General features: G+C 56.8%; 22 protein-coding genes. 8 read left to right on the top strand and 14 right to left on the bottom strand.

Annotated elements, in window-relative coordinates; genetic code table 11:
• Positions 1-6 precede the first annotated feature (6 nt).
• The 3 genes from ACOVRA_RS10805 to ACOVRA_RS10795 all read right to left on the bottom strand — a co-directional run bounded on the left by ACOVRA_RS10805 (position 7) and on the right by ACOVRA_RS10795 (position 5,077).
• Entirely contained in the window at positions 7-1,269 is a 1,263-nt protein-coding gene (locus ACOVRA_RS10805) for an MGH1-like glycoside hydrolase domain-containing protein (protein WP_421720295.1), read from the bottom strand.
• The gene (locus tag ACOVRA_RS10800) at positions 1,266-2,504 is read right to left on the bottom strand and encodes a glycerate kinase type-2 family protein (RefSeq protein WP_421720294.1); all 1,239 of its coding nucleotides are present in this window, start codon (positions 2,502-2,504) and stop codon (positions 1,266-1,268) included. Before ACOVRA_RS10800 ends, ACOVRA_RS10805 begins: the two co-directional genes overlap by 4 nt.
• A gap of 116 nt (positions 2,505-2,620) precedes the next feature.
• The gene (locus tag ACOVRA_RS10795) at positions 2,621-5,077 is read right to left on the bottom strand and encodes a TonB-dependent receptor domain-containing protein (protein ID WP_421720293.1); all 2,457 of its coding nucleotides are present in this window, start codon (positions 5,075-5,077) and stop codon (positions 2,621-2,623) included.
• A gap of 108 nt (positions 5,078-5,185) precedes the next feature.
• Here ACOVRA_RS10795 and ACOVRA_RS10790 point away from each other — a divergent pair, with 108 nt between their 5' ends.
• Entirely contained in the window at positions 5,186-6,364 is a 1,179-nt protein-coding gene (locus tag ACOVRA_RS10790; protein WP_421720292.1) for an ROK family transcriptional regulator, read from the top strand.
• 12 nt (positions 6,365-6,376) lie between these two features.
• Here ACOVRA_RS10790 and ACOVRA_RS10785 read toward each other — a convergent pair whose 3' ends face one another.
• A complete protein-coding gene (locus ACOVRA_RS10785; protein ID WP_421720291.1) occupies positions 6,377-6,856 on the bottom strand; it encodes a DUF3617 domain-containing protein in 480 nt (159 codons plus the stop codon).
• A 174-nt stretch (positions 6,857-7,030) separates the two neighbouring features.
• Here ACOVRA_RS10785 and ACOVRA_RS10780 point away from each other — a divergent pair, with 174 nt between their 5' ends.
• The 3 genes from ACOVRA_RS10780 (at position 7,031) to ACOVRA_RS10770 (ending at position 11,572) form a co-directional block, all read left to right on the top strand.
• On the top strand, positions 7,031-7,765 hold the full coding sequence (locus tag ACOVRA_RS10780) for a response regulator (RefSeq protein WP_290804913.1): 735 nt from the start codon (positions 7,031-7,033) through the stop codon (positions 7,763-7,765).
• Positions 7,747-9,078 carry a HAMP domain-containing sensor histidine kinase gene (locus tag ACOVRA_RS10775; protein WP_292933722.1) on the top strand — a complete coding sequence of 444 codons (1,332 nt, stop codon included), beginning with the start codon at positions 7,747-7,749 and terminating at the stop codon, positions 9,076-9,078. The genes ACOVRA_RS10780 and ACOVRA_RS10775 overlap by 19 nt, the downstream gene beginning before the upstream one ends.
• A gap of 115 nt (positions 9,079-9,193) precedes the next feature.
• A complete protein-coding gene (locus ACOVRA_RS10770) occupies positions 9,194-11,572 on the top strand; it encodes a hypothetical protein (RefSeq protein WP_421720290.1) in 2,379 nt (792 codons plus the stop codon).
• 54 nt (positions 11,573-11,626) lie between these two features.
• On the opposite strand, the gene ACOVRA_RS10765 is transcribed toward ACOVRA_RS10770, so the two are convergent.
• The 3 genes from ACOVRA_RS10765 to ACOVRA_RS10755 form a co-directional block, all read right to left on the bottom strand.
• On the bottom strand, positions 11,627-12,211 hold the full coding sequence (locus ACOVRA_RS10765) for a fasciclin domain-containing protein (protein ID WP_421720289.1): 585 nt from the start codon (positions 12,209-12,211) through the stop codon (positions 11,627-11,629).
• Between the two features lie 81 nt (positions 12,212-12,292).
• Positions 12,293-13,570 carry a glycoside hydrolase family 130 protein gene (locus ACOVRA_RS10760; protein WP_421720288.1) on the bottom strand — a complete coding sequence of 426 codons (1,278 nt, stop codon included), beginning with the start codon at positions 13,568-13,570 and terminating at the stop codon, positions 12,293-12,295.
• A complete protein-coding gene (locus ACOVRA_RS10755) occupies positions 13,567-15,903 on the bottom strand; it encodes a glycosyltransferase family 4 protein (RefSeq protein ID WP_421720287.1) in 2,337 nt (778 codons plus the stop codon). The genes ACOVRA_RS10760 and ACOVRA_RS10755 overlap by 4 nt, the downstream gene beginning before the upstream one ends.
• 191 nt (positions 15,904-16,094) lie before the next feature.
• Here ACOVRA_RS10755 and ACOVRA_RS10750 point away from each other — a divergent pair, with 191 nt between their 5' ends.
• The 3 genes from ACOVRA_RS10750 to ACOVRA_RS10740 are packed head-to-tail and all read left to right on the top strand — an operon-like array spanning position 16,095 to position 17,222.
• The gene (locus tag ACOVRA_RS10750) at positions 16,095-16,277 is read left to right on the top strand and encodes a hypothetical protein (RefSeq protein ID WP_421720286.1); all 183 of its coding nucleotides are present in this window, start codon (positions 16,095-16,097) and stop codon (positions 16,275-16,277) included.
• Positions 16,267-16,956 (top strand): superoxide dismutase, encoded by a 690-nt coding sequence (locus tag ACOVRA_RS10745; RefSeq protein WP_421720285.1) that lies wholly within the window; start codon positions 16,267-16,269, stop codon positions 16,954-16,956. The genes ACOVRA_RS10750 and ACOVRA_RS10745 overlap by 11 nt, the downstream gene beginning before the upstream one ends.
• A 38-nt stretch (positions 16,957-16,994) precedes the next feature.
• Positions 16,995-17,222, top strand: a complete 228-nt coding sequence (locus ACOVRA_RS10740; RefSeq protein WP_421720284.1) for a CsbD family protein — start codon at positions 16,995-16,997, stop codon at positions 17,220-17,222.
• Between the two features lie 290 nt (positions 17,223-17,512).
• Here ACOVRA_RS10740 and ACOVRA_RS10735 read toward each other — a convergent pair whose 3' ends face one another.
• The 5 genes from ACOVRA_RS10735 to ACOVRA_RS10715 form a co-directional block, all read right to left on the bottom strand.
• Positions 17,513-17,866: a glycine zipper domain-containing protein gene (locus ACOVRA_RS10735; RefSeq protein ID WP_290804890.1), complete on the bottom strand. Its 354-nt coding sequence runs from the start codon at positions 17,864-17,866 to the stop codon at positions 17,513-17,515.
• 37 nt (positions 17,867-17,903) lie between these two features.
• On the bottom strand, positions 17,904-18,077 hold the full coding sequence (locus ACOVRA_RS10730; protein WP_290804887.1) for a DUF1328 domain-containing protein: 174 nt from the start codon (positions 18,075-18,077) through the stop codon (positions 17,904-17,906).
• A 103-nt stretch (positions 18,078-18,180) separates the two neighbouring features.
• Positions 18,181-19,851 carry a sensor histidine kinase gene (locus ACOVRA_RS10725; RefSeq protein ID WP_421720283.1) on the bottom strand — a complete coding sequence of 557 codons (1,671 nt, stop codon included), beginning with the start codon at positions 19,849-19,851 and terminating at the stop codon, positions 18,181-18,183.
• Positions 19,851-20,513: a sigma-70 family RNA polymerase sigma factor gene (locus tag ACOVRA_RS10720; RefSeq protein WP_292933734.1), complete on the bottom strand. Its 663-nt coding sequence runs from the start codon at positions 20,511-20,513 to the stop codon at positions 19,851-19,853. Before ACOVRA_RS10720 ends, ACOVRA_RS10725 begins: the two co-directional genes overlap by 1 nt.
• On the bottom strand, positions 20,510-20,905 hold the full coding sequence (locus ACOVRA_RS10715) for a NepR family anti-sigma factor (protein ID WP_421720282.1): 396 nt from the start codon (positions 20,903-20,905) through the stop codon (positions 20,510-20,512). Before ACOVRA_RS10715 ends, ACOVRA_RS10720 begins: the two co-directional genes overlap by 4 nt.
• Positions 20,906-20,975: 70 nt before the next feature.
• Here ACOVRA_RS10715 and ACOVRA_RS10710 point away from each other — a divergent pair, with 70 nt between their 5' ends.
• The gene (locus ACOVRA_RS10710) at positions 20,976-21,734 is read left to right on the top strand and encodes a response regulator (RefSeq protein ID WP_421720281.1); all 759 of its coding nucleotides are present in this window, start codon (positions 20,976-20,978) and stop codon (positions 21,732-21,734) included.
• 92 nt (positions 21,735-21,826) lie between these two features.
• On the opposite strand, the gene ACOVRA_RS10705 is transcribed toward ACOVRA_RS10710, so the two are convergent.
• Positions 21,827-22,408, bottom strand: coding sequence for an RcnB family protein (locus tag ACOVRA_RS10705; RefSeq protein ID WP_421720280.1), 582 nt, complete (start codon positions 22,406-22,408; stop codon positions 21,827-21,829).
• A gap of 33 nt (positions 22,409-22,441) precedes the next feature.
• The gene (locus ACOVRA_RS10700) at positions 22,442-22,669 is read right to left on the bottom strand and encodes an entericidin A/B family lipoprotein (protein WP_366557164.1); all 228 of its coding nucleotides are present in this window, start codon (positions 22,667-22,669) and stop codon (positions 22,442-22,444) included.
• Positions 22,670-22,738: the final 69 nt, after the last annotated feature.

Raw genomic sequence — 22,738 nt, 5'->3', positions numbered from 1 at the left:
CCTGCCTCACTTTCCGCACCACGCAAGCCACATGGCCGCTGTCCAAGAAAAATCTGGTCCACCAGACCCTGCGCCCGTCTCTGGGCTAAAACTCTCATAAAAGCCTGATAGCTCGATTAGCTTGCGAGAGTCGGTGCGGATGCGCTCCGCCCAATCCTCATGGCCTGCTTCAGCTAGGCCTTGGCCGACCATATAGCTAACCACGAGCCAAATGGGTCCGCGCCAATAGCGCTTGTGGTCGTAGGCGCGGCTGCCTGCTTCCAAGCTCGGCACCAAATAAGTGGCACTTCCGGTCATGCGGTCCAATGCGGCCAAAAGGCGCCGGCGTTGGGCCGATGAGCCCACGCCCGCATAAAAGGCAAGGAAGCTGGCATTGGTCACAAGGCCAGAGCTTTCCCCTGTCGTGACATCACGCGAACAATAGGCCCCGACTTCCTCATGCCACAGCCAGTCCATGCCAGCTTCAGACAAGGTGATACGAGCTTCAAGTTCCGCCACCACCGCCGTGTCGCCCAAGGCCTGTGCCAGTACCAATAGGTCGCGATTGGCGCGCAACAATTCCATCGACATGCCGACATCCAGCATACGGAATGGGCCATGGTCGGCGATCTCACGATGGTTCCAACCCGACTTGCGGCCAAACTGAAGGATGGCGACATAGCGGTCATATTCAACAGCTGTCGGGCGCATTGCCGCGTCGACATGACCCGTATCGCGACGCTGGTAGGTACCGACGCCAGAGGTATCGACCCGCGCGAGCGCATCATCCCACTCGCTGCTATTATCGCGACCTGTCTCCCAATTATGGGTCACCATCACAAGGCCATTGCCCAAGGGATCGCGGTAGGTGTGAAACCAGCGGTGGCTCTTCACGCAGGCCTGATAGAGCGCGCGCATGCGGGGGTTGGCGGGGTCTGCGCCTTCATCTTCCCAGAGCTTGCGGACAATCGTGGCCAGAACCGGGGGCTGGGTGATACCAGAGGTCGCAGGCGTTTTACCTGTTGCCCAAACCGACGGCCCCGGGAAATAGCCGGGGTCATCCTTGTGGAAGATGATGTGCGGGATCATGCCATCTTCCCACTGACCCGAGATCAACGTCTCAATTTCTTGCCAAGCGCGATCTCGGTCAAATTCCGCAAACCCCAAAGCGACAAAAGCAGAGTCCCAATTCCATTGGTAGGGGTAGAGGCCATGGGTTGGGACGGTATAGCCGCCACGATCATTTCGGCGCAAAATCTCTTGGGCAAGCTGGGAAAGGTCCTGCGTCACGTGGAAGCTCCTTCAATGGCAATCAGGCGAATATCATTCACATTGGTGCGCGTCGGGCCGGTCATAATCAGACCGCCGAAGCGCTCAACAAGGGGATAGGTGCGATTGGATTCTAAGGCATGGGCCGCATCGCTTTGCGGCACCCAGGATGCATGCAAATAGCCGCCGGCATTGTCTTGGGTCCCGTCAATCCCATCTGTATCGCCCGCAAGGGCTTCGATCTTGGCAGTGTGCGGCAAAGCCGACATCAGACCGACTAAATACTCAAGATTAGGGCCACCCTGGCCGTCTTTGCGGGCTTTGGTGACCGTCAATTCGCCACCTGAAATCATCAGATGCCGACCGGGTGTACGAGCATACATCTGGGCCCGCAAAGCATGGGCTTTGCCACAGGTCGCCGCATCGCCCGTCAAAGCTTTACCCGCGTCAATCACGTTCCAGCCGTCCGCACGGGCGCGGCTTTCAACAGCGGCCAAGGCGTCTCCATTGGTGGCGAGCACCTTGACGGGATGATCGACCACGGTGGCGGGCTGATTGCCGTGTATCGCGCTGCGGACATGCTCTGGCACCTCAACACCGGCCTTAAGCAACACAGACAAAGCGCCTTCAGGATAAAAGTTCGACGCAATGCTGGGACCAGAAGCGACAAGAGCTGGATCATCACCCGCCACATCTGAGATGACATAGGTCAAAAGCTCCGCACCCCTTGCGCCTGCAACCGCGCCAAGCCGCCCACCCTTCACCCGCGACAAATGGCGGCGCACCAGATTTATGTCTTGAATAGGTGCACCCGAACGCACCAAAGCGTCGGTCATCGCCTGCTTCTCAGCCAAAGTAATGCCTTGAGCTGGTGCACACAAAAGGGCCGACCCACCGCCAGACGCCAAAAAAATGACCCGATCGTCCGGACCTGCTGTCGAGGCGAACTCTAGCATCCTTGTTCCGGCTTGCAGACTATGGTCGTCTGGAACCGGGTGGCGGGCTTCAATCAATTCAATCTTGGTATGACTTAAATCCACACCATGACCATGACGCGTCACCGCAAGCCCGGTCACCGGCCCGTCCAAGGTTTCAGCCGCAACCAAAGCCATTTCAGCCGCAGCCTTGCCATAGGCCAGAACGAAGGTTTTACCTCTGACCAAATCTTTCGGCAACGCGGGCGGCAATACAAGCCGAGGGCTTGCGGCGGCAATGGCTGCAGCGAAATAATCAGTCAGCATGGTGCGATACGTCATGATGCGCGTGCTCCGCCCCAGCAAAATGCCAGTAGACTTCGATCAAAGTCGCGGTTGGAAGGAAAACGTGCAAGGCCGGACTTGCGCCAAGCCCTGCACATTTTGGATCACCAGCTTCAGAAGCTGTAGGTTACGCGTGCCATGATGCGGCGTGGCAGCACGGGCCGGCCTACGAAGAATGCACCATTGGCGGCTTGGTTATTGTCCTGCCGTGGCGAGCCCTCTGTCACCGCATCCTCATCGGTCAAATTATAGACATTGAGGCTGAAGCGCGCGGTTTGATTACCGATTGGCATCGTATAGCCGAGGTCCAAATTCACGATGTTCCACTCATCCAACAAGATCGTGTTGCTGGACGACGTATAGTTGGTGCCCGTGAAATTGGTGAAGAGGGACGCATCCCACTTGCCATCATCATAATAGAGGCCAGCATTGTACAAGAAGCCAGGCTGGCGCTCGACGTCCTTGCCAATCAAGGCGGTGTTTGAGTCAAACGCGCTATATTGGTTCGACTGCAAGGTCATGTTGCCGCTGAAGCGCAAGTTCGAGGTGATCTTATAGTCAATCGTACCTTCAACCGCATAGGATTCGGTACCAACCAAATTGACCTTTTCGGTGAAGCCACCAGCACCATCATTGACGAACAAGACTTGGCGACGATTGTCCAAGCTGGTCGCAAGGCCCGCGAGCGTCAAAGACACGCGCTTCATATTCATCTTCAGACCGATTTCGCCCTGATTGATGATTTCGGCCTTGAAGGTCGAAGGTTGGAACAAGCTATTGAACGACACCGAGCGCAATTCTGGGAAGAAATAGCCGCGCGAGAAGTTGGCATAGAGGCTCACCCGGTCGGTTGCCTTATAGAGACCGCCGATGGCTCCGGCCCACTCAGTGGTGGAGACCTTGCCCTTGGTGAAAGCGCCATTACCCCAAATCACATCGCGGAGGGCCGTCGACAGATTGGCCGTGGTAGAATCGGTGACCACTGTGGCCGTCCGTTCACGGCTGATGTTGCCCATCAGCTTTTCAACCCGGAAACCAATGTCGAGGTTGAACTTCTCGCCAATCTTGATCTGATCAGCGAAATAGCCCGCATAGCGCTCTGCCTCGTGACGGTTATTCACATAGCCAGCACCTGCGTTCAAAAGACCATTGCGCGACACGATGGTTTGAGCGGCACCATTGGTGACAACCAGATTGACCAAGCGAGGGCGGTTGTTCAGTTCTGCCAAATAGGTCGTGGTGACGTTATAATCGCCCGCGCTAGCATTGCCGTAGAAAGCCCCCAAAGTGACGCTGTGGTCCATTGCCCCGGTCACGAAGCCCTTGGTCAGATTGACTTCCGTGGTGAAGTCTTCCGCAGGGCGCACGCGGTCAGTAAAGCGGTTGGCAAACAGCAAGGAATTGGCTGCCACTGTGCCACCGCCGACGAAGGTGAAGTTCGCATTGGCCGTGCTGCCAAGGCCACGATTGGTCAGGAAGCTCTGCAAGGTTTCGGGCACGTTGATCACGCCATCGCCGTCGGAGAACAAGCCAAACTTGTGCTTATAATCGCTATATTTGATGCGGCCATTGGCGGCCCAACCAGAATCGCCAAAACTCTTGTCAAAGGACAAAGCGACGAGGCCACCCGTGGTAGCAACACCGTCATTGATGTCAGAGACGAAATTGCCGGTTGGGGTCTTAAAGCCCAAGCTGGGACCGAAGTCATTCTGGACGGAATTGACGATCTGACCGTCATTACCAACCAAGCGCTCGCGGCTTGCACCATTGAGCGGGATCGGCAAATAGAATTGGGCTTGGTCGTCGATATATTGGCCCGACAGGGTCACCGAGCCACTGCCATCGCCAAAGCGATAGTCGAGATTACCGCGAATCTGGCCGCCGACCGTATCAAGATTGGTGTCCAGTGGCCCTTTATCGCTGCGATAAAAGCCAGAAACCGCATAGAATAAATTGTCGCTGATCGGACCGCTGACAGCAAAGTCACCGCGAACACGGCCTTCTTCGGCCACTTCCACTTGCGCGACGCCTTGATAACTGTCGCCACCTTTTTTGCTAATATAGTTGATCAGGCCTGCAACCGATCCCGGTCCAAACAAGTTAGACACACCACCGCGCACAAACTCAAGGCGCTGAACGCCCAAATCGTTGCGATAATAAACGTCATAGGCTGAGGAGTTCAGACCAAAACTCGAAAGGACGGTGATGCCATCATACATCAGCGGCGTGAACTGATACTGGCCGCCCGAAGGTAGACCCTTCACAAAGATGTTGGCAGCAACTTCACCGCCGCCGCCATCCGCTTTGATCGTTGGCACTGAGTTCAAAATGTCGGCTTGGCCACCCGACGACAGGCGCGACAAGGCTTGCGCGTTCAATTGGGTTACGGCCAACGGGGTATCCAAGGCTACCCGGCTGCGGCTTGTCCCCGTTACGATAACAACTTCGACTTCTTTCTCCGGTGCATCGCTCGCTGCAGGCGCTGATTGATTCTGGGCCCAAGCAATCGGTGCGAAGGCAAAAAGCGACACGCCGCCCAAAGCGATCGCCAGTTTTGACGCTGTTTTCATTGTTTCTCTCCCCGTCGTTGGGTTTCCGCAAAGACCCCAACTGTTCATGAATGTTTTAAGACTAGCAGGAATATAACTTATGACAAGTATTATTCAGCGGTGGACGAGTTGCGCTCCGATAAACTTCGCGTCAAACTGATCTCCATGACGCAGACGTTCCTATCCCCTGACCAGTTTGAGCTGCCCTCTGACAGCGAAATGGCGATTCTGAGCCATATTCTGCGCAATAAGGGCGCCGCGCAGCCAGACATTGTGACGGCAACCGAACTCTCTCAGCAAACGGTCTCACGATTGGTGAATGGCTTGTTGGCACGTGGTGCCGTCCAATCGGGTGGACGGATTCCCAATGGCAAGCGGGGCCAACCGCGGTTGAAGCTAGAGATCGCGCCAAGCTATGCTTATTCGCTCGGTGTCGCGCTGATGACAGATGCGATGTCCGTCCTTTTGATGGATTTTGCCGGCCAAGTCGTCGATTATCATTATGTCGAAATGCCGAAGATGAGCCGAAACGCCGTGTTCGCGCAGCTTGATGAAACCGTACACGGATTTCTAAAGCGCCACCCGCGCGCCAAAGACCGCTTGTTGGGTGTTGGTGTTGGCATATCGGGCTATAGTCTCGATGGCCGGGCTCGCTATAATCCACCTTCAGCGCTAGACGATTGGGCCATGGTGGATATTGACCACCTATTCACCGAAGCGCTTGGGCTGCCTGCTTGGGTAGAGAATGATGGCAATGCCGCCGCCATCGGGGAAAGTTTATTGGGTGTCGGCCGACGCTATGCAAACTTTGTCTATGTCTTCATCGCGGCCGGTATTGGCGGTGGCGTCATTTCGAACCACCAGCTGTTGCGCGGTATCCATGGCAATGGTGGCGAGATTGGTCTTATCTTGCCGCGCAATATGTTTGAACTGCCCACACTTGAAACCCTTTTGGCCTCGATCCGCGAACAGGGCATTGAGATGTCGAGCATTTCGGAGATGTTGGCGCGCTTTGATGTGAACTGGCCAGGCATTGACGCATGGATCGAGCGGGCGCGCGACCCGCTCTCTCTCATTGCCTCGTCGATTGCCGCTTTGCTAGACCCTGAGGCGATTGTGCTGGGGGGCCGCCTTCCAGCAGAGCTGTCACAAAAGATTATTCCGATGATCGAACTTTATGATGACGCCCGGCGCGAGGAACCCCGGCCCTTGCCGAAATTCCTCTTGTCTGAGACCAAAGTCGACGCCTGTGCCATCGGTGCGGCCATGTTGCCGCTGGAAAAACAATTCTTCGCCAGCATGGTTTGATTGTGACACGACCTAATCGGGACAGGCCCCTAAGCGCCGACCGCTCACCTTGGTTTCGATGATGCGTCGCAAGAATTGAGCTCTTCCAACAACCATAAAGTCCTCATCATCGAAATTGCCCTGCCAACTTGTGACCATGGTGCCAAAGGGCATGGCGCAACGCGTTTCAAAGCGCACCCAATTACCCTCAACGATGACATTCTGGGTCTGGCAAGCAACCGCCTCACGCCCTTGCGGTGGCGCGGGTTTGAAAGGAGCCATGGCGTCCGTTTGGAGACTCGCTTCCGAATAACACGCCTTGCGGGTTTGGATCTGATCGGCATCAGGCCCGAGATTCATACTTTGGCTCAACTGCCATTGGCCCGCCATCAAATGGGGGGCTGTTTTGGTCGTGGGCGGAGGCACCACGGGAGCCGCCGCGATAAGGCAGAGGATTGTTGGAACGACAAGAGTAGCAGTGAGGCGACGTTTGGTAACAGAAGATGGAAACATGGTTTAGGCCTTTCATGTGAAGACCTTTAGAGCTTAGCGCAGGGGCCAAAGCCGTGGGTGACAGGCTCTGGCGCCTGAGCCCAATTTTGTGACAATCTGTGACAAGGCAATTGAATATGGCGGCGATCTGGGGTGAAGGGGGAAATGTGACATCACCACTTGGAACCCGCGCCTATGATTACGCCTGAGACCCCCCACATTCTAATCGTGGATGATCATCGCGAAATCCGTGACAGCCTTGGCGCCTTTCTGCGCCGTCATGGCCGACGCGTGACGACAGCTGACTCGGTTACGCAAGCGCGTGAGGCGATGAAGGTAAATCGGTTCGATTTGATCGTCCTCGATATCATGATGCCGGGCGAAGATGGTCTGTCCTTTTGTAAATCCTTGATCCCCAGCCAGTCACCGCCCGTCATTCTGATCTCGGCGCGCGGCGAAGATGTGGACCGCATTGTGGGGCTGGAGATCGGGGCGGATGACTATTTGCCTAAGCCTTTTAACCCGCGCGAGCTTTTGGCGCGCATTGATGCCGTGATCCGACGCGCCGTTCAGCCGCCGCGGGGCAGTGTGACCGGCAGCATGAAGAAAGCCCTGTTCGGCGACTGGTCCTTTAGCCCGACGCAATTCCGCCTGCAGCGAGACGGAGACGCGCATATGCTGTTGTCCTCGACTGAAGCACGCCTTCTACAGGTCCTCGTGCAGCGCCCAGGCATCGCTTTCTCTCGGGATCAGTTGCTCGATCTCTCCAGCGTCCATGGCTTGGATATTAGCGAACGGGCGATCGACACGCAGATTTCCCGTCTGCGCAAAAAGCTGGGTGATGACCCCAAGAACCCGCGCTTTATTCAAACCATTTGGGGCGGCGGCTATGTCTTTGCGGAGGCCGTGACATGGTCGGACGAAAACTAATTGGTTCTAGACTTGCTCTGCAAGTTGGCGGTCTGGCCGTTTTGGCGGTCGTTCTCTCCAATATTCTAACGGTCGTCTTCTTTTTTGGCGACCGCAATGAAATCATCCGCACGATCGTCAATGCCGAAACGCTAGCGCGCCTGACACCTGTCGTGACATCGCTTGAGCGCGGCGAAGTAGTCGGCTTAGACGAGACCATCAGCATTCGCCCTGCCGCGACTTGGACCCCGGACCCGAATGCTTGGCAGGAAGCCCCGCTGCTGGCCAGCCAGATCATGGCAACTTCGGGGGGCAGCAGCTTGCGCGTGTTTACACCGCGTATTTCGGCTTTCACCTTTGGCGACCTCTTTCAACAGGTCCAAAAGGGCGGGCCAGAGGTAGGCGCAATCCTGACACCGCGCGACCAACAGCCTCTCGCCATTCTGATCCGTATCCAGCCTGATCTGCCCCCACCCCTAGCCGCCCTGATCGCAACCCTGATCTCGGGCGTGTTGATCACCTTTGGCACCAGCTTCCTGATTGGGCGCATGACCCAGCCTTTGACCACCTTGGCGGCCGCGTCCGAAAATATTGGGCAGAGCCAGCGCATCGAAACAGTCCCAGTTCGCGGGCCGCTGGAGCTTCGGATCGCCGCTGGTGCCTTCAACCGCATGGCCCAGCGGATCAGCCAATTGCTCGACCGCCAGCGCGCAACACTTTGGGCCTTGGGCCATGACTTACGCACACCCGTGACAGCCATGCGCATTCGCTTAGAGTTGGTGGACGATGACGAGACGCGAGATCGCTTGCGCGAGTCAGTTCGCGAAATTGAACGAGTTGTCGAAGACGCGTTATTCCTCGCGCGCAGCGACTTGGCGACCGCGCCGACGCAGATCGCTTATCTCGATGAGTTGGTTGAAAAGGCAGTCGCAGGCTTGATTGACGCCGACCCGGAATCTGCAAGCCGACTAACGATTACCAAGAACCCGAAGGCGCGGATTTTGGCGCGGTCAAATGATATGGTCCGTGCCATTCGCAATCTGATCCACAACGCCCTGCGTCACACCGAAGGGCCCGTCCAAGTCATTGTCTCACTTGACCCTACCCCCGCAATCGAAGTCGGTGATTGGGGACCGGGTCTTCCAACAGAAGTGCTAGCAGCCCCGGGCGAGCCCTTCGTGCGTGGCGATCAAGCCCGCAGCGCCGACGGCAGTACTGGGCTAGGGTTGGCCATCGTGCGCTCGATCGCCGAAGGGCACAAAGCCAAGCTAAGTGCTAAGAACCGCAGCGGCGAAAGTGGCACCTTGATGCGCATTGATTTTGATCGGATTTGAGCCGGTCAGCAGCCGTGACATACTTTGCCACATCTATACAAAGCCTTGCCGCACATCGCTTTATGCCTTGAGCTAAAGACCAGACCATCCCTCCCCTAGAAAAAGAGATGGTCTTATGAAACTCACCGCCTGCCTTGCCTCAACCGCCCTCTACTTGTCGCTGGGCCTCCCACAAATTAGCGCCGCCCAGTCCGTTCCAGACGCCCCAAAAGCGGACCCCGCGATGGAGGTCGTGGTCGTGCGCGGATCGCGCCTGCCAGAGAGCGTACCCGGCGATGTCAAGCCAGAGCTGGTGATTGGCACATTCGAAATCCGCACAACCGGCGCAACGAGCCTGCCCGAGCTCTTGCTGACGCTCTTGCCCCAAACGCAAAGCGGCGCTCGACGCGGCGACAATAAGCCGATCCTCTTGGTCAATGGCCGCCGGGTCGCTGACTTTAGTGAGATTCGGGCTATCCCAGTTCGCGCGATCCGCCGGGTCGAAGTCTATCCGGAAGACGTGGCGCTGCGATACGGCTTCCCAGCCGATCAGAAGGTCGTCAATCTGATTTTAGTCGGCCGCTTTTCAATCAACGGCATCACCGGTGGCATTGGCCAGTCCGCCGATGCTGAACGTGAGACCTATGATCTGGTCCTCGACAGCACGAGGATTGATACGAACGGCCGGTCCGTATTCAGCTTTGATGCCCAGAAAGCCTCCGGCGTCAGTGAAGAGGATCTTGGCCTTTCTCTGTCGCCTGGCGGAATACCCAGCATACGGAGTATCCTGCCTGAGACCGAGACTTATCGCTTCTCCGGTGCCGTGGGTAAGTCCGTCGCCCGCTTGGGCGAGCAAGGCTATGTGACCATGGGTGTGGATGCTCAATCAGAGACAAGCCAGTCCATCCTGTCCCGGTCGCTGACGGGGTCGCGGTTAGCGCGCGACACTGAGACGACCAAAGCCAAATCCTCGGTGACAGCGGAAGGTGTTGTGAAAGACCGCCGCTGGACCGCGATTGTCTCTGCCCTCTCTGAGGACCAGAACACGCGGACGGACTGGGCCGACGGGCGAGCACGCGACCGCACCAATCAACAGCTAACAGGCGCATCCTTTGACGGCACGCTGGCAGGCCCTGTGCCCGGTCTTTTGGCGGGAACGGGAGCCTTTAGTCTGCGCACACAAGCATCCGCCGAAAGGCTGGAGTCTGACTATACGCGCGGATTACTTGCGGGTTCAAACGACCTCGACCGCACCAAAGTCGATGTAAACGGCAGTTTTACCATCCCTTTGGCAAGCCGAAAGGCAGCTGGAAGCCGCTTTGGTGATCTATCTCTCACGCTCAATGGCGAACTGGGCAGCAGCAGCGACTTTGGTGGCTCTGGCGGCTGGGGAACGGGTCTCAATTGGTCACCCACCAATGAGCTACAGATCACAACCCGTTACAGTACCAGCGAGAAGCTTCCAACCCTTGAGCAATTGGGCGGACCTCAAACCAATATCCCATCCGCATCAGTCTATGACGCACGAACAGGCCTAAGCCTGAGACTCGACGAAACGCGCGGCGGCAATGGAGCCCTTCTCCCCGAACAACAACGCGACTTCATCTTGGGGGCCAGCTTCTCGCCGCTTCAAATTGATGGCCTCAATCTGTCTTTGACCTATGCCCGCAACAAGACTGAGGATTACATCGGCAGTATCGGGGTCAATATCCGCGCCGCAGAGACGGCCTTTTCAAGCCGCTATCAGCGCAATAGTGCCGGGACGTTGATTGGGCAGGACACGCGTGCCCTCAATCTGGGTGACCGTCAAACCGAGACCGTGAGCTTTGGTCTATCTTATAGCCGCAACTTTGGCCAAGCCCCGCAATTCCTGCGCGACATTGTTTCAAAGGTCCAAAAGGCGCAGGATGCAAACCCAGATGCTACTACTTTGCCCGGCGGCCTGCCCCCGGGCATTACGCCACCGCCCGGATTCAAGCCCCCACCAGGCGGCACGCCACCAGACTTCAACCAACTCATGCAAGCAGCCAAGATCCCTGGGGGTCGCTGGAACATTGGCTTGAATTACGCCTACACCCTGGATGATACGCTTATCCTGAAAAATAGCGGCGTGAAGCTAGATTTGCTGGATGGCGGTGCGCTGGACACGGAGATGGGGCGCAGACATCATCTGACCCTCGACGGCGGCCTCAATTATCGGGGTATTGGCGGACGTCTCGCTGCGGTCTGGAAGGGCGAGGGAGAGATCGCGACGGGATATGGTACGGAGCGTCTGTTCGTCGATGATCAGGCCACGTTGGACCTATCGCTCTTTGCATCCACGGATTTGATGCCACAACTCAATATGGCGGTGCCCTTCTTAAACGGCGCACAAATCAGGTTTGAAATCAATAATCTGACCGATAGTGAGCGCAAGGTCACGAATTCGACAGGGCTCGTTCCAACAGCCTATCAAAGTGGACTCTTAGAACCCGAAGGCCGCAGCTATAAGCTCAGCCTGAAGAAGCAATTCTAAGCCGCAGCCCAGCCTCTGTGCCCATGGAAGGGCACAGAGGTCGGGCATTTTGGATTAGCGGATATAAGGCAAGTCTGCCGGCATCAAAACGGTGTCAATGGCGTGGATGACGCCATTGCTCGCCGGAATGTCGGCTTGCACCACGGTCGCATTGTTGACGCGAACGCCATTGCGACCGTCAATGGCCACAGAATGTCCTTCCAAAGTTGGGCTGGTCATGGTGATGCCCATGAGGCCAGACGAAGGCACACGTCCACTAACGATATGGTAAGAGACGATACGGCGCAGAGCGGCACGATTTTCAACCTTGAGCAATTTCTCCAACGTGCCAGCTGGCAAATTGGCAAAGGCCTGATCCGTCGGTGCAAACACGGTGATCGGGCCCGACATGGTCAGGCGGTCGTAAAGGCCAGCTGCATTGGCTGCCGCTAGCAAGGTGTTGAACTGGCCATAGCCAGCGGCCACGGTCGCGACATCGCCAGGGCCGGTTGCCGGCACGGTCATCACAATGGGGTCTGCTGTCACGACCGTGACCGCTTGCGGCTTCGGCGCTTCAATGGTGGTGGTGGAGCATGCGCCCAAGGTCAGAACCAAGAGCGGTAAAATGGCATAGGTTTTTTGAAAATTGAAAATTGTCATAGGAATATCCTTTATCGACGGGCAGTCAAAGCTGTCTGAAAGGCAACGCCCGAGCCGCCTGCAGGTTCCCGGCGACGCACTTTAGTGAAGCTGTTCAAGGAGTTTTGGGATGTCGATTAGGCCAAAGGCCACGGAAGAATCTGAGACCCCATAGGGAAGTAGGATTTTGCTGCCATTGCGCAGAGCCCCGCAGGCATAGACTACATTCGGCACATAGCCGTTGCGGCCCCGATCGCTGGGCACCAGAATGGGTTCAGGCGTACGGCCTAGGACCACACGCGGATTTGTCTTGTCGAGCAAAAGGGCACCCATCGCATATTTGCGCATTGCCCCAACCCCATGTGTTAGCACCAAGAAGCCTTCATCCAATTCAATGGGAGATCCGCAATTACCCGTCTGGACGAGGTCCCAGAGATATTTTGGGCTGGCAATCACCTCGCCCTTGTCCCAATGCAGCAATTGGTCAGATTGCATGTAGAAATGGCTCTCACCATCATAGCGGCCGAGCATGGCATAAGCCCCATTTATACGGCGCGGGAATAGGGCCATACCTTTTCCGGTGACGGCCGTACCGGTCATGGGTTGTAGCTTAAAGTCAGTAAAGTCGGCGGTTGTCATGAGTTCTGACCGCACCTCCAATCCTGAATAGGCGGTATAGGTGCCATGGAAAGCTGACGGTTGCCCCTCCTCCTCAAACCGCACCATTCGAAGGTCTTCGAGTCCATTGCGCTGGGCATTGGTGACCGGAAAGATCACGGCGGCTGAAATGGGAACGGTTGGCGGCCGCTGCACATTAACGAAACCGTCTGCGTCAGGTCCGATGGAGTTGGCCGCCAGCGTAGGGCTGGTTTGTGGCCAGATCTGCAAGGTATCATCCCGGGTCAAAATCCCTTCCCGAAACGAAATAGAGGAGATATGCCCCTCCCCCACGTTGCGAAGCGAAAGGATGAAACGCAAATCTCCAGGGCGCATGCCAGTCTGATCGGGGTGCGCGACTATTGACGGGTTGGTCACTGCAGCGGCACAATAAGCGTATTCAAGGCAGAAATAGGCACCGATCAGCTCCAGATGGGCCGACGACAGCGTATCGCAATCGCCAGCAATCGCCTCACAAATCCGAAGGCTGCGATCGAGAAACAAGCTGCGGGTTTCCCAGTGTCGCCCTTTAAAGTCTGCGTTCACATGCGCCAGAGCACGCAGACAGGTTTCTTGATCGAGCGTGGCCACCGTGTGAAAGATACGTCGTGCCCGCGCCAGTTGCGTCGGGTGCAAATCGCGTGGCTCCGGCGCGATGTGAAACGGCCGGATCACAACCAAGGACGGATCGGGAAGAAGCGTGCCTTCCAATAATTGGATCACATGGATAGACCGATTGGGCGCGCTGGCGGGCTAATCCCAACACTTGTCACACGCGCCATCGCGCAATTTGCCATTTGGAGCGCCAGTATCGATTCAGCACCTTGATTTCGATTGACACCTGTCTCGGTTAAGCCATCAAAACAGCCGCCCCGCTGATCACTCAACGGTAGGCCATTATCATTCTCGCCAAAGAACCACGCATGGGCGGTTTGCGCCATGATCAGCCACTTGCTCTGTTTGGTGGCGGCATAAGCAGCCAAGGCCGCATCAATCGTCGCACAGGCCTCAATCGGTTGTTGGTCGAGCAGTCGCGGCGGCGCGAATGCGGTCGCGGGGGTCGAACTTCCCACCGCTCGGAAAAAGCCATTGGGAGATTTTTGAATGGTGTCGAGCCAAGCCAAAGTCTTGAGGCCAATAGCCAGCATGTCAGGTCGGCTGAGACTAACGCCAGCTGCGATCAGAGCATGTGGGATGCGGGCGTTGTCATAGGATAGGCTGGGCTCCAGCCACTGCCAAGTTGGCGCGCTGTGGGTTTCAAACCGCGCCATCAGGCCTTCGGCATGCTGCACCAACATGTCATAGACTGCCAGATTATGCGGCTCTCCATGTAACAGACTGACCGCCCCGAGGATCGTGAAGCACTGGGCTCGCAACGATCCTAAAGTTGCTGCCGATGGCCCTACTTCTTTTGCAAGAGCGATAGCCCACAAGCGAACTTGCTCATGCTCAGCATAGCAAGCTGTCTCACCCAGCGCCCAGAAGGTTCGACCATTGCTGTCGGGCGAACCCTCTGCTTCTAACCACGTACGATTATAGCCCATGAAATTTCGGAAGCGCTGTGTGTCCGGATTCCAAGCATGTTGGACAAAGGCTGCATAGGTGCGTTCTAAATGATCGAGCGTATGGTTCTTATGACCTAATTCCCTAAAGCGCTGGATTAGGATGAGCGCGCGAACCGCATCATCAATACAATAGCCATGAGCGCGATTGTCGATGCCATAGGAAGCATGCTGCATAATCCCGCAGGCATCGGTCACACGCTGGACCGCCAGGAGCGACGGCAGGCTTTGATCTGTCAGGCGGGGGGCCGGCAAATGCGGTTCTTGACGCCGGGTGATCGCGGTTTGAAACGCGGCGGCATAGGCTTCGGCAGAGCGCTCCCAAATCGTCGTGCGGCCCTTGGCGTAAGCCGACTGCCCGGCTGCTAGAAGCTGTGCGGGGTCTTCGAGCAAGCGGGAAATGACAGCAGCAAAGCCAGCGGAATCACCAAAATCGACCAAAGCACCGCACGTCTCATCCACCCATTCGGTTGCGTGCCAAAATGGCGTGGATATGACAGGCTTGCCCAAGGCAATCGCGTAAGCCAGCGTGCCGGATGTGACTTGGGCTTGGTTCAAATAGGGTGTCACATAGATGTCTGCCGCGCTGAGATAGGTCAGCAAAAGCGCATCATCGACAAAGGCATCCACAAAACGGATGTGGTTCGCAACGCCCAAATCTTCCGCTAGTCTTATCAAACCATCGCGGTAGGCCTCTCCGTCCACCCGTTTGAGGTTGGGGTGGGTTGCACCGAGGACGACATACAGGGCGTCTGGATGGGCGGCGACAATTTGAGGCATGGCGGCAATGAGGGTTTCAAGGCCCTTGCCCGGCGACAACAAGCCAAAGGTCAATAACACTTTATAGGGGCTAAGGCCCAAACTTGCTTTGAAGGAATCCGGGCGCGCAAACGGCCGATCTGGCGTGCCATGCGGACAAATAGTGACCTTCGCTGGGTCGGCACCATAGACGTCTTTCAGCAAATCCGCGCCCTTCTTGGCCATCACAATGACTTGGTCGGCACGCCGCAAAAGGGCGGCGACCACATGACGCTGTCCTTGGGTTGGTGTCTCGATCACCGTATGCATGGTGATCACTACGGGGGCGGTCAGACGGTCGATCAGGTCGAGAATATAAGCGCCATCAATGCCGCCAAAAATCCCAAATTCATGCTGGATCGACACCACGTCGATACCGAGATGATTGAGGCGATCAGCCGCTTTGCGATAGTCGGTTTGCACATGCTGACGGATACGATACAGCGCGGGCTCCTCCGTCAGCGCTTCGTCGTCATCTAAGATGCGAACAAGGTCGCAGGCCCAGCCGTCCAACAGGTTTAAAGAGCGCCGGACGTCTGCGGTAAAGGTTGCGATTCCGCACCGTCGCGGCGGAAAAGTGCCAACAATCGCGACGCGTCGGTCGGTCGGCTCAGCCGTTTGCGGCAGAAAGCGCAATAGCCCCTCGAGGCTTGGCAGAATGGTCGTACGTGGAGCATCAGGGGGAGCTGGCTGCATGGACTTGATCCTTATCACGCCAGCAAAGGCCGGCATCAGTCCATCAACGCCAACACGAAAAAAGGGTTCCTTTCAGAAAGGCGAACACAGATATTTTTGGAACCGCGTGCGGGTGGGGGCGTAACCCTAACCGAGAGCAACGCCCACTCAATCTGGATCAGATGGATCAAAGGGACACTCAGGAGACACGCATGCCCGAACTGCCAAGCGACGATGCAACCCACCCAGATAAAGCGCCTCAAGACCTAGCGCCAGACTCCATTCTAAAACTCTATGACCAAGACTTTGACCGCTGGGAGTTTACTGAGGCGCACCCGCGCATCACGCCCTTTTGCGAAACCCTGAGCCAACTTGGAGGCTCCGATGTCGCTTGAAGGTCACACCCTTTCCCCCGATGAATCCTTCGGTGTCTTCAACCGATCGTCCGGAACCTTTGTCCTGCCCACGCTGCCCTTCGAGGTTACGGCTTTGGTACCAATCACTGGGGCCGAAACTTTGGGTGTCCACTTGGGCAAGCACCACCAAGCTTATGTGGATGGAGCGAACCGATTGATGGAGCCCATGGCCAAAAAGTTCGAAACGGCCGTCGAAGTGATCAGCTTTGCCCGCAGCATTGAAGCCCACGGTCTCTTGGAACAAGCCGGTCAAGCCCTCAATCACGGCTTTTTCTGGACCTGCCACCAAGCCGCCGGCCTCACCCGTCCGGACGGCAGTCTCGAGATCGCCATCAATGGCAAGTTCGGTGATTTCGCGGGCTTCACCGACGCCGCCATTGCCTTAGGCAAAAGCAGGGTTGGATCTGGCTGGATCTGGCTGGTCGCCGACCATGAAGGTGCGGTCCGATTGGAGCTGACACGCGATGCCGAGACACTTCTGGATGACCCCAGTTTGGTCGCACTACTGGTCTGCGACATCTGGGAGCATGCCTATTATCTCGACAGGGCGTCCGACAGAGCTGGTTGGATTGATGGTTTCTTTGGGCAGTTGGCAGACTGGTCGATGGCCAAGACACGCTATGAAGATGGGCTGAGCCGGGAACCAGATGCCGCTTAGAGCGTTTCATCCATACCTCCCAACCAAAGGCGAAGATCATGAACAACGACACCATCAAAGGCCAATTCGATCAATTCATCGGCGCAGCCAAGTCCGAATGGGGCAAGCTGACCGACGATGATTTCATGCGCGTTAGCGGCGATCTGCAAAAGCTGAAAGGTGCCGTGCAAGAGCGCTATGGCATCACCAAAGAAGAGGCTGAAAAGCAGGTCAGTAAATGGGAATCCGGTCGCCCACGCGACATGACAGATCGCTCTGGAAGCTAGTAATTCATGCCCATCGACTTCTGACATGGTCCTCTTGTTAGACGTCATGTGGGCCTGAACCGGGAGAACAAACACCGCAGTCCCCACTGTGATCCCCCTGTTTGTTACTTGGTCTTGGCCGTCGCGCTCCACCCCGGGCGCGACGGCTAATTTTTGGGGTGCGTCAACAACAGAAAAAGCCAAACCGGCCCAACTCCCTCACCTTGGTGGGGGAGTTGTCTGTTTGGCGGGATATCGTTTTAGTGAGTTTGAAGGGATGCCCCTCCCCGAAAGGGAAGGGGCAATAGGGCTTACAGACCGCGCGGGGTCTGGTTGCGCGACCAGCATGTGCGGTTGGTACCGGGGATGACGTAATAATAGGAACCATTGCGATCCCGGTAGGTAGGTCCACGCTGAGCTGTGGCGCATTCATCGCGTCGTTGATCCAAGCTATAGCCACGCACAGCACCCGCCGTACCGCCAATGACGGCACCAACGACAGCGCCATTCCCGGCATCGCCACTGCCAGTATTATTGCCAATGACCGCCCCGGCGAGCGCACCAATCGCGGCACCGGCCCCTGCGTTACGTTCCATATTGCCGGTCGTGGTGCACGCACCCAAGATGCTTGCCAAGGCGACTAGGCCAAATGTGAGAGTCTTCATGTTGAATTCCAATTCGAAGTGAGAGGGGAGGATCGTGCTAGCTCGGCAGCCTGCCCCGAAGGGCAGCTGCAATGGCACTGATGAGAAACAGAACCGCAAAGACGAAGAAGAGGATCTTGGCAATATCGACTGAAGCACTGGCAATGCCGCCAAAACCCAGCACCCCTGCAATCAAGGCCAAAATCAAGAAACTTATCGACCAACGTAGCATGTCGGTTTTCCTTTCCGTGAAGGTGGGTCCACATGGCCCACGCCATGCAGATCAAACGCTGGCTTCGAACATAGGTTCCCTTTTTCGCTTAGGTCGGATCGGCTCAGAGGCTGGTCAGTAAGAAGCTGACCCCGACGCAAGACCCGCCGCCATTGTAAGGCGAGAGCGTCAGCTTGCTGCCCAATTGGCGTCCAAACGCCGTCAATAGACTGTGGCCAGTACCAAGCTTGGAAGTCGTTTCTGCCCAACCAACCCCGGTATCGCAAACCTGCAGGCAAACCAGCTTTTGCGCATCGACTCGCAAGGAAACATGGACCTGCCCAGTCGCGTCGCCGGGAAAAGCGTGAATGATCGCATTGGTCAGCGCCTCCACCACAAACATGGAGATGGGCACGGCCAAGTCAGTTGCAATCGGCAATGGATCGCAATCACACTCGATTTTGATCCGTTGCATTTGAACCGGATAGCTACGGCGGATTTGTGCACATAGATCTGTGAGCAAAAGCTGCACATCAATGGTCGAAGCATGTGCTGGATCGTCACTTTCGACGATCAAACGCTGAACCAATGCCAGGGCCGTTACCCGGGCTTGGACCTGTTCCAAGGGCGCGCGCTGTTCTGGGGTCTCAAGCTGACGGGCCTGCAAACTCAACAAACTCAACACGACTTGGATATTGTTTTTGACCCGGTGATGCAGCTCGCGAACCAAAGCGTCCTTTTGCTTGGCAATTTGAATGAGATGACGGTCCCGTAGGTCGACGCGGGCAGCCATGGCGACCATTTCTTCATGCAGCTCAAGCAATTCCTGCGGCTCGAACGCGTCGCCCACATGATCTTCCGGTACAAGACCCGCGCCATAATGCTTAGCAATGCGCCTAAGCCGCTCAATCGGGCGGATGGCCCAATATTCCATCGCAAACCACGTCGCGGCCCCAGCAAACAAGAGCGCGATCAATGGCAAGGCGATATCGGTCGCCATATGAAAGAAGGTCGATGAATACAAAACCTCATCTGGCATCGCATAGCGAATGGCCAAATGCTTTGGTACGAGGACCTGAGTAGCAGCCGACCAAGTGCGGCCTTGGCTGTCGCGGCTAACTTCAATGGGGTCGTTCGCACGTGGGTCACTCGCCAGCACCTTGGCATCGATCAGGGTCAACTGCGCACGTCGGTCGAGCATGCGGCGATTGAGGTCCTGCTCCAATCGATTTAGATCCACACCGAAAGCTATGTGGCCCTCTGGCTTTCCCTGTTGGTCCACCAGGCCAAGCGCAAGGACCAAACTGGGCTGACCAGTCGCACGGTCGATTAAGGGACCAGCGGCCGATAGAGCTGGACCAGACGATAGCTCCTTCCACCAAGTTCGATCACTGACATCTGCCGTGACAAGGATCGGATGGGCTGAGCATAGGATTTTTCCTTTAGGATCAATCCGAGCGAGGTTTGAAACAAACGGCATACCGACCAAGGCAATCGCTAAAGTTTCTCGGCACTTAGGTGTTCCTTGCCGGACATCAAGACGGTCAGCCAAGCGCACCAAAGCCTGCTGACCCGTTTCAATGACATGCCGGGCTTGTTCTTCCGAAATCGACACTTGATCCGTCAGACTGGATTGGACGACTTCGCGGTCATGGGCTAGCCGCGCAAAAGCCTGCCCAAAGCTGATCAGAAACACAGGAACCAATGCCCCGCCTACGGCCGCCAGCAAGAGGCTGCGCAAAGACTGGTTTTGAAACCACCTGCGCCAGAAAGCGGAAATACGTGGGGCCGACATCAATGACTGTTGGGATCAAGACGGCGGAGTTCACCTAAAATCGCCTGACTGGCTTCCGCACTTGTTGGTCTGGCTTGGCTGAGGTCACGCTGTCGACTATCGACAAAGTCCCGCAAAAAAGCGCGCCCCCGGGCCACTCGGCTTTTTACGGTGCCAACTGCGCAGCCGATGATTTGCGCCGCTTCTTCATAGGCAAATCCACCAGCACCGACGAGTATTAAGGCTTCGCGTTGTTGAGCCGGCAAAGCCTGCAAACCTGCGGCTAACTCGGCTAATGCCAGATGGCCTTGCTGCGCGGGCTCGCACACCAACAGCTTATCGGCAGCATCAGGGTCCCACGGGGCAACGCGCCTTTGCTTGCGACACCAAGAATAATAATGGTTGCGCAGGATGGTGAAGATCCAAGCCTTGAAGTTCGTGTTAGGCAAATAGCTGGCGCGCGCCGCCCAAGCCTTCGCGAGGGCTTCTTGTGCCAAATCATCAGCCAGATCGGCCCGCCCACACAGGCCACGCGCGAAAGCCCGTAACGGGGGGATGACCAAGACGAGCTTCGAAGCAAATTCAGCAGCGAGGGCGCGGGCTTGCTCCACATCGACCTCAGGGACCTTCACCGGCACGGCGGCAATACCCCGACGGGCAAAATGCAAACGGTCGCCGGTCATGAGCCTGGCTCTTTTTCAGTCTCAACATTTGGCGCTGCGGCCGGATCGACGGGTATCGCGCCAAGGGCTGCATCAATCTGGGCAAGGAGATCCGTGAACTCGTCTGGCACAGGCTCAGCCAAGACTTCGCGATATAAGGTACGCAGGCCCGCGACGATTGGGTCGTCGATGAGGTCTGGGCCAAGTTCTGGGCCAAGTTCCAAACATGGGTTCGGGTTAGAGTCGTTCAGCGGATCAATTAGGGGCGGTGGCGACTGAGTCACGCAGCGGGTCCGATCTGTGATAAAGCGCATCCCGATCCCGCTGGATCGAGGTGGCGCGAACAAGTCTTCAGCAGGGTCGGGGTAGGTTTCAGGCCGCCCCAGATAGGGTTCCAACGCGGCCGGTTTCAAATCGTTCCATAGGACGGGAACTTATTTCCAAGATGTGCGTTGTCGCGGAGCAAGCCTTGAGGAGAATTCCATGTCAGCAGTTGCCAATTTCGGACCGCACCTTCCAATCCTGCGCCGTTATGCGCGCGCCATGACCGGTTCGCAAGTGAGCGGGGACGCCTGCGTTCGCGCGGCGCTAGAGGCCATTTTGGCCGCTCCAACCCAGATCTCCACCGCCCATCCGCCGAAGGTGGAATTGTTTAGACTGTTCCACGCGGTTTGGACCTCTGTCGCGCCCGCACTTGACCCGAAGTTGCGACCAGAGCGCAGCGCCCTTCTTCTGACTGCGGTAGAGGGCTTTAGCCATGATGAAGCGGGTCTTGTGCTCGGGAAATCCGCCGTTGACATTGCCGAAGAAATCCAGACGGCACGCGCCGCCATACAGTCAGAATCGATCGGCCAAGTCCTTATTATTGAAGATGAGTCGATCATCGCCATGCATTTGCAGACTTTGGTGGAAGACCTTGGTCACCGCGTCATCGGTGTGGCAACTACCCGCCGTGAAGCCGTCCGATTGGTCGAACAAGCCCAACCAGATCTGGTCCTAGCCGATATTCGCTTGGCAGATGGCACGTCGGGGATTGATGCGGTGGCCGACATTCTAACGATGTGCGATGTGCCAGCGATTTTCATCACCGCCTTCCCTGAGCGCCTCCTCAGCGGTGAGACTCTTGAGCCGACCTATTTAATCACCAAGCCCTTCCTACCAGAGACGGTAACGGCGACAATCAGCCAGGCCATGTTCTTCCATCGCGAGAACCAGCGGGAGATGACAGCGAACCGTTGCTAGGTAATGTTCGTCCGCAAAGCGCTCAAATAGAAAGGCCCGGCCAATTGATTGGCCGGGCCCTTTTCATGGTAAGCCCTGCGTTCGTTAGCAGACTAGCGCGGGCTATTGATGATCACTTGCGCAATCAACCCGCCGACAATGGCTGCCAGTAGATAATCACCGCGATCATCCTCGACCCAGCGATAACCAAGGGGCGGGGCGCGCAGATTGTGGCCGCGATAGTCAAGTTCGACGAAGCGCTGGTTATAGCCGCCTAGGCTTTGACCACGCGTCCACGGGCGATAGCCCATGGAGAAGCCGCGTTGGCGCATTTGCCATTGCGAAGGCTGGCCGTAACGCCACTGGTTGCGGTTATTGTAATAGCCATTGTGGACGCCCTGGTCCCAAGTCGCGCCACGGCGCGTATCGCGCCATGATTTGCGGTCTTGGTTCAGCTCACGGCGGTCTTGACGGACGGCAGCTTCGCGCTGGTCCAACCGATTGTCGCGCCGTTCCATATTGCGGTCTTGCGCGTCGGTGCGTTCACGGCGGGTCGGTTGGCCATTTTGATCGACCCAACCACCGCCCGCCCGACCGAACTCAATGCGAGCGGGCTGCGCCATCGCGGCAGGGACAAAGAAGGCAGGTGACAGCACGGACGCTGCCAAGAGATAGGCACTTATTTGACGTTTCATAGGATTTGTCCTTTTGGACGCGAGCACGTGGCTCTAGTTTGAGTAAGGCTTGGCGCGCGCAGCTGCCTTGCGGTCGGCTTCGTCTTTCGCGTCTTGCTTAGCTTTAGAAGTGGCTAGGTCGGATTGAACTTTGCCAGCCGCGTCGCTGACCACTTCGCCACCAGCGCTCACGTCCCGGCCAGCACCACGAATGGTATTGCAAGCTGCAAAAGAGGTGACGCTCAGCATCGTCAAACACAAGATCAGGATTTTCGGTTTCATCGTTTTAGTCCTTAGGCCGCTGGCAAGATTGCTCAGCCTATGGAAGAGAAACGTATCAAAGCGGCCTTG

It is taken from the genome of Aquidulcibacter sp., assembly GCF_049239865.1.
GTDB lineage: Bacteria > Pseudomonadota > Alphaproteobacteria > Caulobacterales > Aquidulcibacteraceae > Aquidulcibacter.
The sequence above is the reverse complement of the archived record's forward strand: the minus strand, read 5'-3'. Positions and strand labels throughout refer to the sequence as shown.

Excerpts from the sequence above, each read along its gene's own strand:
- ACOVRA_RS10735 (WP_290804890.1), bottom strand. The coding sequence starts at position 17,866 with ATGAAGACTCTCACATTTGGCCTAGTCGCCTTGGCAAGCATCTTGGGT.
- ACOVRA_RS10755 (WP_421720287.1), bottom strand. The coding sequence starts at position 15,903 with ATGCAGCCAGCTCCCCCTGATGCTCCACGTACGACCATTCTGCCAAGC.
- ACOVRA_RS10740 (WP_421720284.1), top strand. The coding sequence starts at position 16,995 with ATGAACAACGACACCATCAAAGGCCAATTCGATCAATTCATCGGCGCA.
- ACOVRA_RS10750 (WP_421720286.1), top strand. The coding sequence starts at position 16,095 with ATGCCCGAACTGCCAAGCGACGATGCAACCCACCCAGATAAAGCGCCT.
- ACOVRA_RS10705 (WP_421720280.1), bottom strand. The coding sequence starts at position 22,408 with ATGAAACGTCAAATAAGTGCCTATCTCTTGGCAGCGTCCGTGCTGTCA.
- ACOVRA_RS10745 (WP_421720285.1), top strand. The coding sequence starts at position 16,267 with ATGTCGCTTGAAGGTCACACCCTTTCCCCCGATGAATCCTTCGGTGTC.
- ACOVRA_RS10720 (WP_292933734.1), bottom strand. The coding sequence starts at position 20,513 with ATGACCGGCGACCGTTTGCATTTTGCCCGTCGGGGTATTGCCGCCGTG.
- ACOVRA_RS10800 (WP_421720294.1), bottom strand. The coding sequence starts at position 2,504 with ATGACGTATCGCACCATGCTGACTGATTATTTCGCTGCAGCCATTGCC.
- ACOVRA_RS10725 (WP_421720283.1), bottom strand. The coding sequence starts at position 19,851 with ATGTCGGCCCCACGTATTTCCGCTTTCTGGCGCAGGTGGTTTCAAAAC.
- ACOVRA_RS10710 (WP_421720281.1), top strand. The coding sequence starts at position 20,976 with ATGTCAGCAGTTGCCAATTTCGGACCGCACCTTCCAATCCTGCGCCGT.
- ACOVRA_RS10765 (WP_421720289.1), bottom strand. The coding sequence starts at position 12,211 with ATGACAATTTTCAATTTTCAAAAAACCTATGCCATTTTACCGCTCTTG.
- ACOVRA_RS10795 (WP_421720293.1), bottom strand. The coding sequence starts at position 5,077 with ATGAAAACAGCGTCAAAACTGGCGATCGCTTTGGGCGGCGTGTCGCTT.
- ACOVRA_RS10775 (WP_292933722.1), top strand. The coding sequence starts at position 7,747 with ATGGTCGGACGAAAACTAATTGGTTCTAGACTTGCTCTGCAAGTTGGC.
- ACOVRA_RS10700 (WP_366557164.1), bottom strand. The coding sequence starts at position 22,669 with ATGAAACCGAAAATCCTGATCTTGTGTTTGACGATGCTGAGCGTCACC.
- ACOVRA_RS10780 (WP_290804913.1), top strand. The coding sequence starts at position 7,031 with ATGATTACGCCTGAGACCCCCCACATTCTAATCGTGGATGATCATCGC.
- ACOVRA_RS10770 (WP_421720290.1), top strand. The coding sequence starts at position 9,194 with ATGAAACTCACCGCCTGCCTTGCCTCAACCGCCCTCTACTTGTCGCTG.
- ACOVRA_RS10785 (WP_421720291.1), bottom strand. The coding sequence starts at position 6,856 with ATGTTTCCATCTTCTGTTACCAAACGTCGCCTCACTGCTACTCTTGTC.
- ACOVRA_RS10730 (WP_290804887.1), bottom strand. The coding sequence starts at position 18,077 with ATGCTACGTTGGTCGATAAGTTTCTTGATTTTGGCCTTGATTGCAGGG.